14 protein-coding genes are annotated in these 14903 nt (G+C 64.8%); 5 read left to right on the top strand and 9 right to left on the bottom strand.

The window, feature by feature from the left end; translation table 11 throughout:
- Positions 1-392: 392 nt before the first annotated feature.
- Both V474_RS15720 and V474_RS15725 read right to left on the bottom strand, forming a co-directional pair.
- Complete coding sequence (locus V474_RS15720; RefSeq protein WP_059152395.1) at positions 393-1739, bottom strand: TldD/PmbA family protein; 1347 nt, start codon at positions 1737-1739, stop codon at positions 393-395.
- 111 nt (positions 1740-1850) lie between these two features.
- A complete protein-coding gene (locus V474_RS15725) occupies positions 1851-2180 on the bottom strand; it encodes a hypothetical protein (protein ID WP_236711287.1) in 330 nt (109 codons plus the stop codon).
- A gap of 347 nt (positions 2181-2527) precedes the next feature.
- Here V474_RS15725 and lptB point away from each other — a divergent pair, with 347 nt between their 5' ends.
- The 4 genes from lptB to V474_RS15745 all read left to right on the top strand — a co-directional run bounded on the left by lptB (position 2528) and on the right by V474_RS15745 (position 7280).
- The gene (gene lptB, locus V474_RS15730; RefSeq protein WP_059152397.1) at positions 2528-3325 is read left to right on the top strand and encodes an LPS export ABC transporter ATP-binding protein; all 798 of its coding nucleotides are present in this window, start codon (positions 2528-2530) and stop codon (positions 3323-3325) included.
- Positions 3326-3372: 47 nt separating this feature from the next.
- Positions 3373-4887, top strand: coding sequence for an RNA polymerase factor sigma-54 (gene rpoN / locus V474_RS15735; protein WP_059152398.1), 1515 nt, complete (start codon positions 3373-3375; stop codon positions 4885-4887).
- Between the two features lie 186 nt (positions 4888-5073).
- Positions 5074-5772 (top strand): energy transducer TonB, encoded by a 699-nt coding sequence (locus V474_RS15740; RefSeq protein ID WP_059152399.1) that lies wholly within the window; start codon positions 5074-5076, stop codon positions 5770-5772.
- Positions 5773-5984: 212 nt separating this feature from the next.
- Positions 5985-7280, top strand: a complete 1296-nt coding sequence (locus V474_RS15745; protein ID WP_059152400.1) for a glycosyltransferase — start codon at positions 5985-5987, stop codon at positions 7278-7280.
- A 4-nt stretch (positions 7281-7284) separates the two neighbouring features.
- Here the strand turns inward: V474_RS15745 and dinB are convergent, their stop codons facing one another.
- Positions 7285-8397, bottom strand: coding sequence for a DNA polymerase IV (gene dinB / locus V474_RS15750; protein WP_059152401.1), 1113 nt, complete (start codon positions 8395-8397; stop codon positions 7285-7287).
- Positions 8398-8489: 92 nt separating this feature from the next.
- Between dinB and V474_RS15755 the strand changes: the two genes are divergently transcribed.
- The gene (locus V474_RS15755; protein ID WP_059152402.1) at positions 8490-9752 is read left to right on the top strand and encodes a multidrug effflux MFS transporter; all 1263 of its coding nucleotides are present in this window, start codon (positions 8490-8492) and stop codon (positions 9750-9752) included.
- Between the two features lie 128 nt (positions 9753-9880).
- Here the strand turns inward: V474_RS15755 and V474_RS25650 are convergent, their stop codons facing one another.
- The 6 genes from V474_RS25650 to crtY form a co-directional block, all read right to left on the bottom strand.
- A complete protein-coding gene (locus tag V474_RS25650) occupies positions 9881-10030 on the bottom strand; it encodes a lmo0937 family membrane protein (protein WP_113941880.1) in 150 nt (49 codons plus the stop codon).
- 93 nt (positions 10031-10123) lie between these two features.
- On the bottom strand, positions 10124-11131 hold the full coding sequence (locus V474_RS15760; RefSeq protein WP_059152403.1) for a phytoene/squalene synthase family protein: 1008 nt from the start codon (positions 11129-11131) through the stop codon (positions 10124-10126).
- 9 nt (positions 11132-11140) lie between these two features.
- Positions 11141-11734, bottom strand: coding sequence for an LOG family protein (locus tag V474_RS15765; RefSeq protein WP_043972169.1), 594 nt, complete (start codon positions 11732-11734; stop codon positions 11141-11143).
- Position 11735: 1 nt separating this feature from the next.
- Positions 11736-12173 (bottom strand): hypothetical protein, encoded by a 438-nt coding sequence (locus V474_RS15770; RefSeq protein WP_059152404.1) that lies wholly within the window; start codon positions 12171-12173, stop codon positions 11736-11738.
- Positions 12170-13648, bottom strand: a complete 1479-nt coding sequence (locus tag V474_RS15775) for a phytoene desaturase (RefSeq protein ID WP_059152405.1) — start codon at positions 13646-13648, stop codon at positions 12170-12172. The genes V474_RS15770 and V474_RS15775 overlap by 4 nt, the downstream gene beginning before the upstream one ends.
- Positions 13645-14856 (bottom strand): lycopene beta-cyclase CrtY, encoded by a 1212-nt coding sequence (gene crtY, locus V474_RS15780; RefSeq protein WP_201786046.1) that lies wholly within the window; start codon positions 14854-14856, stop codon positions 13645-13647. The genes V474_RS15775 and crtY overlap by 4 nt, the downstream gene beginning before the upstream one ends.
- Positions 14857-14903: the final 47 nt, after the last annotated feature.

Consider the following 14903-nt stretch of genomic DNA (forward strand, 5'->3'; position numbering starts at 1 on the left):
AAGGTTGGGGTCGAGGGTTCGAATCCCTTCGCCCGCTCCAGTTTTTGCGGTATTCCCAGATACATCGTTGGCCAAACGCAATTCGGTATTCCTTTTTGCGTGCCTGTGGTTTGTCACGCCGCCGCATCGATCATGACCGATCCTTCGCCCGGACGCCGTAGGCGGCCGTGACTGCCGTTGCACTCGGCTGTTTAGGTCTTCGTCCTGGTCAGCCAACGCGCGTGAGCGGGGGCCTACTTCGAACGCCATCTCCAATGCGTCCTCGACGGGGGCTTCGCGCGTCGCGCCCTGTCCGAAGGGGATGGTCTGCGTGAACGGCGTCGAACCCCCTACTTGCGAGTTATTCTCAGGTAGGGGGGCGTCAATTCAAGGCAAGCGTAGCTTCCCGCGCCTCAGTCTCCAGCGATGGTCATGCCGTCCACCCGCAAGGTCGGCACGTTGATGGCACGGTGCCATTCGAGATCGCTCGCCGCGGTAATCTGCGCGAACATACGCAGCAGGTTGCCGGCGATGGTGAATTCCGAGATCGGCCCGGCGAGTTCGCCGCCAACAATGCGGAAGCCCGCTGCGCCCCGGCTGTAATCGCCGGTGACGCCGTTGACGCCCTGGCCGATCAGTTCCGTCACATACACGCCATCAGCGATGTCGGCCATCAACTCGGCTGGCGAGAGGGCGCCTGCCGCGAGGTGGATGTTGCCCGTCGTCACGCCGGGAGCGCCGCCGCCGCTACGCGCGGCATGGCCCGTGGGCACGCCGCCAAGCTGGCGGGCGGCGGCCGAATCGAGCAGCCAGCCTGTCACCCGGCCGTCCTCGACGATATTGCGCGCCCGCGTCGCCAGCCCTTCGCCGTCAAACGGGCGCGAGCGCAGGCCGCGCGGGGCATGGGGATCTTCAGCGATCAGAATGCCGGGGGCGAAGATCTGCTCGCCCAGCTTGTCGAGAAGGAAGCTGGAGCGCCGGGCGATGGCATGGCCGGTGATCGCGCCCAGCAGGTGGCCGACGAGAGTGGCGGACACGCGCGGATCGAATATGACCGGCATCGCGCCGCTTTTCATCTTGCCCGAGCCGAGCTTCGCCGCCGTGCGTTCGCCCGCGAGGCGGCCGATCTCTGCGGGGGAGGGCAGGTCGGTCCCGTGATGCGCGCTGCGCCAGGCGTTGTCGCGTTGCTTGCCCGAACCTTCGCCGCCGACCACCGAAGCGCTGATCGAGTGGTTGGTGGAGCCATAAGCCCCGGAAAAGCCGTGGCTGGTTGCGAGCGCGAACACGCCGAGACCGGCGCTGGCGGTTGCGCCATCGGAATTGGTGATGCCGGCAACCGCACGGGCGGCGTCCTCGGCTTCCTCGGCCATGGCGCGCAAAGCGGCGGGCGCGGGTTCGGCCGGGTCTATCAGGTCGAGTTCGGGCCAGGGGCCCTGGGTAAGCAGTTCTGCGGGCGCGAAGCCGGCGTAGGCGTCCTCGGGCGCGGCGCGGGCCATGTCGATGGCACGGGCGGCCAGTTCATCCAGCGCGCCGGGCGAGAGATCGGACGACCCGATGCTGGCCGATCTCGTGCCCGAGAACACGCGCAGAGCGATGTGCTCGCTTTCGGAACGCTCGACGTCCTCCAGCTTGCCCAGGCGCACCTGGATGCCTTCGGAGGAACTGGCGCCATAGACGGCGTCGGCGGCATCTGCCCCGGCGCGGCGCGCGCGGTCCACAAGATCGAGTGCGCGGTCCCTTGCCTGATCCGGGGTGAGCATGGTGGTTGTGAACTCCCGAGTGCCGATAATACGTGGCGCCCGCCCTAGTCGCCGCACGGACGAAGGGCAAACGGGAGTTGCGCGGATTGTCTGACCGTAGGGCTGCGGGATCTATCTGAAAACGAGAGCAAGGCCCTTGAACAAAGCGGTCAGCGCAAAAGGCAGCCCAATGGCAAGCGCCCACAGCGCCAGCCGGTCGCGCTTGTAGTAAGGCGCCAGAGAGGGGGCGTGGGCCTGTTCATCCGTCAGGCGGTTCCAGCGCGATTCGAAACGGCGGCAAGCCGGGATGATAGCCACCACCAGAATGACCAGCGCGAAGTATGGTAGCAGCGAACCGCCATGCGCCTTGAGCGCGCCGACCGTCACGAAAATCTGCAGGGCCGTATAGACGAGAAGAGCATAAGCGATGTGGTCGCTCATCTTGCGACGCCAGTCGATCATTCGTGCGGTATGCCCGGCTGTTCCCGAATCCCGAGAAAAAGTGCCTGCCTGGGATATGCCCGGCGTGCTCGCATTGGAACCGGGCGCCGATTGATGCGCTGCATGTTCCGATATCCTCTCCATGAGGGCGATTCTCCTCGTTGGTATGTGCGCCTCGTCGCTTTATAGAGTACATCACCTAATGTCATTCAGGTCAAATTCACTTTCATTTTTTGCAATTGCGAAGGGCGTGACGCATTGCAGCAGGGTGGGTCTGGTATGAGACATGCACGAAACCTGCCAATCGGTACGACTATGCAGAAATGCCTGCTTGCGGTGCCCCGCCTGCCTGCGTTAAGTCCCGCGCGATGACTGCCAGCACCGATCTTTCGCAGGACCACGGCGCCGACCACGGCGCTACCGATGCCGCGCTTCTTGCCCAGAATGGCGGGCTCGAGGTTATTTCGATCGCCAAAAGCTATGACAAGCGCACCGTCCTGAGCGATATCTCGCTTTCGGTGGCGAAGGGTGAGGTTCTCGGCCTGCTCGGACCCAATGGTGCGGGCAAGACCACCTGTTTCTATTCGATCATGGGGCTGGTGCGCCCTGATTCGGGCCGTATTCTGATGGACGGCGTCGACGTGACCCGCCTGCCGATGTACCGACGTGCAATCCTCGGGCTAGGCTATCTGCCGCAGGAAACCTCGATCTTCCGGGGCATGACGGTTGAGCAGAATATCAGCGCCGTGCTCGAACTCAACGAGCCCGACCGCGATGTCCGCCAAGCCGAGCTGGACCGGCTGCTCGACGAATTCGGCCTCACCCGCCTGCGCTCAAGCGCGGCGATGGCGCTTTCGGGCGGTGAACGTCGTCGGTGCGAGATAGCCCGCGCATTGGCCGCCAAGCCTTCGATCATGCTGCTGGACGAACCGTTCGCGGGCATCGATCCCCTGTCGATCTCGGACATTCGCGACCTAGTGCGCGATCTCAAGACCCGCGGTATCGGTGTGCTCATCACCGACCATAACGTGCGGGAAACGCTCGACATCGTCGACCGTGCCTGCATCATATACGGCGGCCAGGTCCTCTTTGCCGGCAGCCCCGAGGCACTGGTGGCGGACGAGAACGTGCGCAGGCTCTATCTGGGTGAAGGCTTCACGCTGTAATGGCTGGCCTGCGCGCCATGGACCCGTTCAGACAGGACGTCTGAGCCATGGCTCTGGGGCCACGCCTGGATATCAGGCAGAGCCAGTCGCTGGTGATGACGCCGCAGCTTCAGCAGGCTATCAAGCTGCTGGCGCTGTCCAATCTTGAGATCGAAACCTTCATCGGCGAGGCGCTCGACGCCAATCCATTGCTGGACGTGGGCGCGGCGGCATCCGGCGATTCGGTTGAGATGCCCGGTGAGGCACCTCTCGACGAGCGGCGCACGACGCTGGAAGGTTCTTCCGTCGACCAGTTGATCGGTGAAGGCCGCGCCGCCGATGACCGTCCGCTAGACATCGATACTGGCGCGCTCGACCGCGACCGCGACACCGGCGATGGACAGTTGCGCGCCGATAGCGCCGACTGGGGCGCCGAAGTGCGCGGTGCCGGCGGTGAAGAAGGCCCGGGCATCGATGACCGCCCTGCACTGGGCGGGACGCTGGTCGAGCATCTGGAAGCGCAGGTCGGCGCCGCCGCGCGCGATTCGCTGACCGCCGGGATAGCGCATTACATCATCGGGCAGCTTGACGAGGCGGGGTATCTTGCGGTGAGCCTGCCCGAACTGGCGGGCGATCTTGGCCTCGAACTGGCCGAGATGGAGGCTGGCCTGGCACTGGTGCAGACGCTCGATCCGACCGGCGTCGGCGCGCGCACGCTTTCCGAATGCATCGCGCTACAAGCCCGCGAGGCGGACCGCTACGACCCGCTGATGGCCCGGCTGATCGACAACCTCGATCTTCTGGCGCGCGGCGAACTGCCCCGGCTCAAGCGCCTTTGCGGCGTCGATGACGAGGACTTCGCCGACATGCTGGGCGAATTGCGTGGCTACGATCCCAAGCCCGGGCTGCGCTTTGGCGGCATGCCCAGCGGGGCGGTGACGCCCGATATTCTCGTCACGCCCCGCACCGATGGCGGCTGGGACATCGCGCTCAACCAGGCGACGCTGCCCAGGCTCATCGTCAACCGGGACTACTATGTCGAACTGAAGGGCGACTGCGCGGACAAGACTTCGCGCGCCTGGCTTTCGGACAAGCTGGCCGATGCCAATTGGCTGATAAAGGCGCTCGACCAAAGGCAGAAGACCATTCTCAAGGTCGCTGCCGAACTGGTGAAGCAGCAAGAGGGCTTCTTCCGCCACGGCGTCTCGCAGCTCAGGCCGCTGACGCTGCGCACGGTGGCTGAGGCTATCGGAATGCACGAATCGACCGTCAGCCGGGTCACATCGAACAAGTTTCTCAACTGCCCGCGCGGCACGTATGAACTGAAGTTCTTCTTCAGCTCGGGCGTTGCTTCAGCGGACGGTGAGGGCGGGGCTTCGGCAGAAGCGGTCAAGGCCGCGATCCGTCAATTGATCGATGCCGAGGATGCCAAGACGATCCTGTCCGACGACGCGCTGGTCGACCTGCTCAAGGCCAAGGGGTTTGAACTGGCGCGGCGTACCGTCGCCAAATACCGAGAGGCTATCGGGCTGGGCAGCTCGGTGCAGCGCCGCCGCCAGAAAGCCCTTGCCGCAGCACGATAACTGCCCGGCAATGCTGCACCGCAATAGGAAATAAGCATGATGATAATAACTATGTCTAATTAAACGCTTGGTATCCTTAGTAAAAAATAATTCCCAAGCGAATTAGTCGTGATATCCTCGATGCCATGAACGGTGCCGGGGCTGCGATGGGTCGCAGAACTTGGGCCGCATGAGGAGAGGATGCCCATGTCATTCAGAGAACCTTATGCTGACGGATATTCCGGTAATCGAAAAAAGGCGCTGACCGGCGGTATCGTGGCCCTGATCCAGGGTGGTCTTGCGATCGCGCTGGTGAATGGCTTTGCCGTAAACCTGTTCGCGCCCGAACCTCCCAGACATTTGCCCAGTAATCTTTACCCCACTGCCCCCGTTCCGCCCCAGGCCACGGAAACGCCCAAGGTCCTTCCTGAAGAGCGGGTGCAGATGGACACGCCTTTAAGGGCGCCTGACGCCAGGCTGCCGGTCGTCCCTGATACCACGCTGACGGTCCTGCCAATCGGCCCGGTGCAGCCGACAGGCGGGGTGATCGACAGGGGTGAAACTTTCACCGTCGCCCCTATGCCCAGCGATCCGCCTGCCCGCTTCGCATCGAAGGCCGCCAAGCCGCGCGGCAACGTGGCGGGTTGGGTGACGACGGACGATTATCCCACTACCGACATTCGCGCCGGGCACACCGGGACGGTACGTTTCCGTCTTACTATCGACCTCGCGGGCCGGGTAACCGGCTGCACCGTCACCCACTCTAGCGGTTATGCCGGGCTGGATGCCGCCACCTGTCGGAATGTAGCCAAGCGCGCCCGCTTCGACGCGGCCAGCGACGCGATGGGCGACAAGGTTGCCGGTACATACGACGGGACCATCCGCTGGGTCATCCCGCAGGACTAAGGGGCAACGAGTTCCCCGGGGCGGCACCCGGGGCGCCCAGTCGGAGCGAGGCCGTTTTTCCGCAGAAAGGCCCGCTCCGGCCGACAAGTTCTGACCTGCCTGCGCTCTTACCATTGGCCGGGAAGAACCTTCGGCATATGCGTAGAGGCGCTTTTCACGCCCTTCATCATGCCGTCCTAGCTTGCAGACCGGCGGCAGTCGGAGGCGCAGGCATGATCCCCAGAACGTTTCACTTCATCTGGGTGGGCGACGAGAGCAAGCGCCCGGACAACTGCATGGAAACATGGCGCGCCGCCCATCCCGACTGGCGTTTCCACTTATGGGGCAATGCCGAACTCGACGGCCGCGGCTGGATCAATGCGGACCACATGGCGCAAATGCGCACCCGCGAACTGAACGGCGTGGCCGACATGATGCGCTGGGAAATCCTGCTCGAACACGGCGGCGTGGTATTCGATGCCGATGCGATCTGCACCGCGCCCCTCGATGACTGGCTGCTCGACTGCGAGGCTTTCGCCTGTTGGGAAAGCGAAATCGCCCGGCCCGGACTGATCGCCGCCGGATATTTCGGCTGCCGGCCCGGTAATTCCTTCGTCCGGCAGATCGTCGAGGACATCGCCGCCTTGCCCAGCGTAACGGATGCGATGGCGTGGCAGACGGTCGGCCCGCAGCGCCTAACCGACAGCTACCGCAAGCATCGCTATACTCCGCTGCGCATCTACCCCAGTCACTACTTCATACCGCGTCACTTCACCGGGGTGAAGTATGAAGGATCGGACAAGGTCTATGCCCATCAACTTTGGGGCTCGACGCTGGGCATCTACGACGGGATATATGAGGCTGACGTTTCCGCCATAGCGGCGCCCGCCATTTCGCCCGAGTCGCAGGAACCCGCGAACTCGCCGCTGAAATCGAACCATGCGCCTTATTTCCTCCAGAGGGTGCCGGTGAGCGCGGAACTGGAGGGCCTTGGCCGACTCGACGTGCTGCGGGGCCTGTGCGCCGGGCAGCGGGTGCTCCATGTCGGCTGCGCGGACTGGCCGATCACCGATCCTGCCACTTCGCTGCATGTCGCGCTGGAACCGCATTGCACGGCACTCGACGGTCTCGATCCCCATGCCGAGGCGCTGGAGGCGCTGCGGCCGCATGTCTCGGGCGAATTGTTCACCGACTTCGCGCAAGTGACAGGCAGTTACGATGTCGTGCTGGTACCCGAGGTGATGGAGCATGTGCCCGACGTCGCCGCCTTCCTGGCGCAAGTGGAGGCGGTCGATGCGGGGCTGTTCCTGATATCGGTGCCCGATGCCTTTCAGTGTGGGCAGCGCCATTTCGACTATGTGGGCCAGACGGGCATATTTCTGGAGGCGGTCCACCCGGATCACAACCACTGGTATTCGCCCTATACCTTTGCCAATACGTTGACGAAGTACACGCGGCTGGACTTGCAGCGGCTGTGGTTCTTCAACCGGATTTCGTTGCTGGCTCTGCTTAGCAGGCGGGAGCTTTGAGGCTCTAGAGCAGCGACAACTGCCCATCCGCTGCGGGCCGAGCCTCTTCCTCCTGCTCCAGCGCCGAGAGGGTGAGGCCCATCAGCCGGATCGGCTGGGGCAGGGGCAGTTGGTCTTCCAGCAAGGCATGGCCGATGCCGGCGAACTGTGCTTTGTCCGCGACGAAATGGGTGAGCGAGCGGGCGCGGGTCAGGGTCTGGAAATCGGCGTAGCGCAGTTTCAGTGTGACTGTGCGGCCACGCGTTTCGGCCCGTTCGATGCGCTCCCATACCACGTCGATGATGTGATCCATCGTTTCCCGAAGCGCCGCCGGGTCCTCGATGTTCTCGAAGAACGTGCGTTCGGCGCCCAGCGACTTGCGCGGGCGATCGGCGCGGACCTGCCGCAGGTCCACCCCTCGGGCCGCGCGGAACAGGTACTCGGCGAAGCTGCCGAAGTTGGCGCGCAGGAAGGCGAGGTCCTTGGTGGCAAGGTCCGCGCCGGTCTCTATGCCCAGCCGCGCCATTTTCTCGGCGCCGCGCGGGCCGACGCCGTGGAAGCGGCGAACCGGCAGGCCCGCGACGAACTGCGCGCCCTGACCGGGACGGATAACGCAAAGGCCGTCGGGTTTGTTCTCATCGCTGGCGAGCTTGGCGAGGAACTTGTTGTAGGAAACCCCGGCGCTTGCGGTCAGCTGCGTGTCGGCCTTGATGCGGCGGCGAATTTCCTGTGCGATGCGGGTGGCAGACCCGATACCCTTGAGATCGGCGGTGACGTCAAGGTAGGCCTCGTCGAGGGAGAGCGGCTCGACGTGGGGGGTATAGTCCAGGAAGATCGCGCGGATCTGCTGGCTGACCTCGCGGTAGACCTCGAAGCGGGGCTTGCGGAACACCAGTTCGGGACAAAGTCGCGAGGCGCGGACCGAGGGCATCGCCGAGCGCACGCCGAAGCGGCGGGCCTCATAGCTGGCTGCGGCGACCACCCCGCGGCCCGACGAGCCGCCGACCGCCACCGGGAGTCCTCGCAGCGATGGATCGTCTCGCTGTTCGACGCTGGCGTAGAAGGCGTCCATGTCGACGTGGATGATCTTGCGCAGGCCATCTGCTTCTTCTTCGCGCTGTTCGTCCTGCGGTGACATCGGGTCTCATATAGCGCCGCCCGCCGCGAAAGCGCCATCGGCGACGTTATTATGGCTGGCTAACCAGCGGTAAGTGCGGCAATGCCCCTTCCATGCATGCCCCCGATGCCAATCCGCCTCAGTTCCCGATGAAGGAGCTGGAATTCGTGGCCATGATGGCTTCGCTTCAGGCTTTGCAGGCTTTGGCGATCGACGTCATGTTGCCTGCGCTGGGCGCGATCAGCAAGGACCTGCAGCTTGCCGACCCCAACCAGCGGCAGCTCATCATCGGCGTGTTTTTGATCTGCGCGGGGCTGGGTTCGCTGTTTCCCGGTGCGTTGGCCGACCGCTTCGGGCGGCGTCCGGTGGTGCTGGTGGCGATCGCCGCTTACATGCTGCTTTCGCTGCTTTGTGCGATTTCCGGCAGCTTCGAACTGCTGCTTGTCGCGCGCGGGGTGATGGGCGCTGTCACTTCGGCGATGATGGTCATGCCGATGACGATCCTGCGCGACCGGTTCGACGGGGACCGCATGGCGCGTACCCAGTCGCTGATCGCCATGACCTTCATGGTCGTGCCGATGATCGCGCCGATGATCGGGCAGTCGGTACTGCTGTTCGCCGGGTGGCGCTGGATTTTCGGGATCATGGGCGGCCTTGCCGGCGGCGTCTTCGCCTGGGCCTGGATGCGCCTGCCTGAAACCCTGCACCCGGAATTCCGCCAGCCGGTGGACCTCAAGGTGATCGCCGGCAACATGGGGCTGGCCCTGCGAGAGCGGGCGGCACTGGGCTATTTCCTCGGTGCGGCGCTGACGCAGGGGGCGATGTTCGGCTATCTCAACAGCGCGCAGCAGCTGGTGGGAGAGCACTTCGGCGCGGGCACCCTGTTCCCCGTGATGTTCGGCGGCATGGCGCTGGTCATGGCCTGCACCAACTTCGCCAATTCGCGCATTGTTGAGCGTTTCGGCGCGCGCCGGGTGAGCCACGCCGCGCTGCTGACCTATATCGGACTGGCTGCGGTACACCTGCTTCTGGCCTTCCGGGGCGAGGGACTGTGGACCTTCCTGATACTGATGACGCTGAGCATGTGCATGATGAGCTTCATGGGCGCCAACTTCCAGGCGATCGCTCTGCAGCCCTTCGCGCGGATCGCGGGCGCGGCGGCATCGGTGATGTCGTTCGTGCGCGTGGTGCTCGGGGCGGTTCTGGGTTCGCTGATCGGGCAGGCCTACGACGACAGCGCCCGGCCGATTCTGGCCGCCATGGTGGTTTTCGGTCTGGGTGCGCTGGTGCTGGTGCTTTATTCCGAACATGGCCGGCTGTTCCGCCGCATCAATCCGCCCGGCTACTACAAGAACCAGCCGCCAGTGGCGCACTGAACGGTCGGACGGCGCCGCGCCTCTTTGGAAATTGCGATGAAAACGAAACGACCCAGGCTAGCCTGAGCTGCCCTGGGTCGTTTCGTTGTTTGTAAGGGTATTTTGCGCTGCAGAGGTCAGCGCAAGGCCTAGACCCCGCGGCGACCGCGGAACAGCTGGACCAGACCGACGACGATCGCGATCACCAGCAGCAGGTGGATCAGCGCACCCGATACCTTGAATACGACCAGCCCCAGCAACCAGAGAACGATCAGAATGGCGGCGATGGTGAACAGCATGGGTTTCTCCTGAGAGGTTGTGTGCAGGAGTAACGCATGGAGGCCGGGCTGGCTCCCGCGATTATTTCCAGAATGTGAAAAGGCCGCGCCGTTTCAGCGCTGTGCCCGTGCCAGTGCCGACAATTCGCGCCGGGACATTGCGGGCTTGTCCGCCACGGGCGCCGGGCCGCGCGCGGCCATGAACGCACGGGCGACGAAGGCCAGCTTGCGCCCCTTGCCGATGGTCACACGGTGGTCCCAGGCATGAGCGCCCAGCCGTCGCACCTCGCGCGCGATGCCGCCGTAAATGTTCGCAGCCGAGAGCACCGCCCAGCGCTGGCGGAAGGCCAGGCGCGCCGCGCCGACCCGGGCCGAGGCCTCGTAATCCTGGGCCATCGCGCAGGCCCGCGCCACTTGAGGGACCAAGGCGCCGCGATAATGGGGCTTGGTCACTTCACCGGGCGGGATGTCGGCTTCGACCAGCCATTCGACGGGCAGGTAGCAGCGCCCGTTGGCGTCGTCCTCCCACACGTCTCGCACGATATTGCCGAGTTGGAAGGCGATGCCCAGGTCGCAGGCGCGGTCGAGGGTGTCCTCGTCCTCTGCCGGCACGCCCATCACGGCGGCCATCATCACCCCCACCGCGCCCGCCACGTGGTAGCAATAGCGCAGCATGTCGGCCTCGCTGCGCGGGCGCCAGTCGGCGGCGTCGAGCGCGAAGCCGGCCAGCACGTCCTCGACCATGGCGGGGGTCACCGGGGTTTCGCGCATCAGCTGGCCCAGCGCGTCAAAGGCGGATGAGCCGGTTTCCTCGCCCGCCATCGCGAGTTCGGTGAGGGTGCGGATCGTGGCGAGGCGCGATTCGGGGTCGAGCCGGGTGCCCAGCAGAACCGGTGCGGCGGGGTGGCCGTGGTCCTGCTCGTCAGCGATGTCATCGCAGGCGCGGCACCAGGCATAGAGCAGCCAGACCCGTTCGCGCGTGGTGCGATCGAACAGGCGGCTGGCGGCGGCGAAGCTCTTGGAACCCTTGCGGATGGAATCGTGGGCGGCGGTGACAAGGGCGGCGCGCCGGGCGCGCCCACCTTCGTGAACGACGGATTCGAGAAGGTTTTCAGTCGGCAACTGAAAATCTCACAACGTGTTCGGATCCATGTTGACGATCGGCACGATCGGTTCGTGCGCACGCATCAGGTTCAGCAGCGGGTCCAGTTCCGTGCCGGAAAGGATGATGCCCTGGTGAGCGGGGCGCACGAAGCCCACGTCGGCCATGTGCCGGTTGAAGGCCAGCAGCCCGTCGTAGAACCCGAAGGCATTGAGCACGCCGACAGGCTTGTTGTGATAGCCCAGCTGCGACCAGCTTACCGCTTCCCACAGCTCGTCCATGGTGCCGACTCCGCCGGGCAGCACTAGGAAACCGTCGGACAGGCGGGTGAAGGCAGCCTTGCGCTCATGCATGTCGGCAACGATGGTCAGTTCGCAGTCGTAGTTGGCGACTTCGCCGCCGCGTCCATTGCCGCCCACAAGGGCTTCGGGGATCACGCCCAGGCATTCGCCGCCAGCGGCCAGCGCCGCGCCGGCGACCGCGCCCATCAGGCCCAGGCGTCCGCCGCCGTAAACGACGCCAATGCCCTGCTGGGCCAGCGCGGTGCCCACATCGCGGGCAAGTTCGACGTAACGCGGATCGGCGGGGGTGGCGGAACCGCAGTAGACGGCGAGGCGCTTCATTTCAGTCTTCAACTTTCAGATTGATGTGCGCACCTTCCGGCAGATCGCGTGTCTGCCGGGCGATGTCGCCGGAAAGGTAGATCAGGTCGACAAGGTCGATCCTTATAAGGTTCTCATGGGCATAGTCCCCTGCGACGAGCGCCTGGGGTTTGAGGCTGAACACCTCGCCGATGACGGGGGCGCCGAGCCGGGCCAGGGCAGCATCGACCAGCTTGTCGGCGCGCCAGATGACCTGTGTTTCAGCCAGCGCCATGTGCGCCTGCGCCGCCGCTTCGTCGCCCAGCAACGTGACCGCGCCGAGGTCAGGGTCGAGGTAATGGAAAAGGCCGGCCGTGTCGGTAACCAGCATATGGCCCATCAGGCTGTGCGCCACCACTTCAGCGAATTCCACGCCAGTCCAGCCCCAGGCGCTGCGCAGGGCATGGAGCTGGCGGCTCATCGCAGGGCTTCCAGCATCAGCTTCGCGGTCGCCTTGGCGCTGCCCACAACGCCGGGAATGCCTGCGCCCGGATGAGTGCCCGCGCCGACAAGGTAGAGGTTCTTCAGCTTGTCGTCGCGATTGTGCCCGCGGAAGAAGGCGCTTTGCGTCAGCAGCGGTTCGAGGCTGAAGGCATTGCCCTTCCATGCGCCGAGGTCCGCCTGGAAATCCGGCGGGGTGTAATGGAAGCGGGTAACGATGCGGTCCTCGATATCGGGGATCAGGCGGCGGCCCACTTCAGCGATCACCCGCGCTTCCAGAATCGGGCCGACCTCTGCCCAGTCGATCGGCAGCTTGCCCATGTGGGGCACGGGGACGAGCGCGTAGAACGTGCTTTTCCCTGCCGGTGCCATCGACGGGTCGGTGACGGTGGGGTGATGCAGATAGATCGAGAAATCGTTCGGCAGCACGCCGTGCTCGAAGATATCGTCGAGCAGGCCCTTGTAGCGCGGGCCGAACAGGATGGTGTGGTGCGCGATGCCCGGCCATGTGCCCTCCAGCCCGAAATGGACGACGAAAAGGCTGGGCGAGAAGTTCTTCTTCGCCAGTTTTTTCGACATCTCCTTGCCGCGCACCGTATCAGCCAGAAGCGTACCGTAAGTGTGCATGAGGTCGCCATTGGAGGCCACCGCATCGAAGCGTTCGCGCCAGCCGCTTTCGCATTCCACCTCGGTCACCTGATCGCCGATGGTGTAGATCTGCCGGACCTTGTCGCCCAGCCGCAGGGTGCCGCCGATCCGCTCGAACAGGCGGGCCATGCCCTGCGCCAGCTTGTTGGTGCCGCCCTTGGTCCACCAGACGCCGCCGTCCTTTTCCAGCTTGTGGATCAGGGCGTAGATGGCGCTGGTCTTCATCGGGTTGCCGCCGACCAGCAGGGTGTGGAACGAGAGCGCCTGGCGCAGATGCTCGTTCTTCACATAGTGCGAAACCATCGAATAGACCGAGCGCCACGCCTGATAGCGCATCATGGCGGGCGCGGCCTTTATCATGCTGGAGAAATCGAGGAACGCCTCGTGGCCCAGCTTGACATAGCCTTCCTGCCAGACCCCGGCGGCATAGCGCTCGAACTCCTCGTAGCCCGATAGGTCGGCCGGGGCGACACGGGCGATCTCGCGGCGCAAGGCGCCTTCGTCGTTCGAGTAGTCGAACGTGACGCCATCGGTCCAGTTGAGGCGGTAAAATGGCATGACCGGCATCAACGTCACATCGTCGGCGATGTCGCTTCCCGACAGGGCCCAGAGTTCGCGCAGGCAATCGGGATCGGTGACCACGGTGGGGCCGGCGTCGAAGGTGAAACCCTCGCGCTCCCAAACGTAGGCGCGGCCGCCGACCTTGTCGCGGGCCTCGATCAGGGTGGTGGCGATCCCGGCGCTTTGCAGCCGCAACGCAAGAGCGAGGCCGCCGAAGCCGGCGCCTATGACGCAGGCTCGTTTCATAAAGATCCTCCCAGATCAGCAAGAGGCCGCCCACGCCCGGCAAGGCTGGCCATCGCCGCGCCCAAAGGCACCGGCGGCTTGCCGGCCAGGATGCGCGCCATGTCCAGTGCGGTGGAGCGACCGGCGTAGAAACGCTCGATCAGCGGTTCGGGCAACGTATAGAAGCGCGCCAGCATCCGCCAGCGGTCAGGTCCGCCGGACGCGCCGAAAAGCATACGGCTCAACATCCGGTAAAAGCGTCCTTCGCGCCAGTGCTGTTCGGCCCAATCATGACTGGTCCCTACTAGGGCCTCGCCCGAGAGATTGTCGAGGGTAGTAAGGTACAACGCGAATCTTACTGCATCGGGAATTGAGTAGGATGTCAGCGGATGGCACAGGGCGGCGCGGGTGCCGGCGCGGGCGAGGGGCCCTCCGGCGCGCCAGAATGCTTCGAAATCGCCGGCCGCGATGACCGGCAGTACGCCGGTTTCCTCATACACCACGCTCTCGATGCGCCAGCCGGCGGCGGCGGCATAGTCGGCGATCCGCTGGCGCAGGGCGGGCAGGTCGAGGTCCGCGGTGTCCGAGTAATAGGTGTCTTCGACGAAGACCTCGGTTTCGGAGAAGGGGAGGCAGTAGACGAAGCGGTAGCCGTCGATCTGCTCGACCGAGGCGTCCATCACCACCGGGCTACTCAAACCGTGCGGCGCGGCAAGGCGCAGGGTATGGCCCACGAACTTTTGCCAGCCGCCGGCCATATGGGCGAGGCCGTGCGCCCCACGTGCGTCGATGACCGCCCCGGCGGTGAAGCGGCGGCCATCCGCAAGGGTGACGCTGGCGGTGTCCGCCTGTGTCACCTTGACGCCGGTCAGGATACGATCTGGTGGCATGGCCGCGCGAACCGCAGCGTCGAGCTTTTCGCTGGTGGCGCTGCGATAGCGTGAAGACAGTTCACGCGCCGCGCCCGGAAAGCGCACCGAGTAACCGTCCCAGCGCGCGGCGATCATGGGTTCGACCAGCGCTTCACCCTCAACGCCCACGTCACTGGCGAAGAACGACCAGACGTGATGTCCGCCCAGCCTGTCGCCCTGTTCGAAGATCGTGACGGCAAGTTCGGGGCGCCGCGCGGCCATGGCGAGTGCGATCAGGCCGCCGGCAAGGCCGCCGCCGAGTATCGCAAGGTCGCAGGAGGCGCTCTGTGTGCCCATGTCACCTGAATTTTGCTGCATCGCGTCATATTTAGGGACTGCGAACGATTGCCGCAACTTGGCAGGCT

The sequence above is a fragment of the Novosphingobium barchaimii LL02 genome (genome assembly GCF_001046635.1).
Lineage (GTDB): Bacteria > Pseudomonadota > Alphaproteobacteria > Sphingomonadales > Sphingomonadaceae > Novosphingobium > Novosphingobium barchaimii.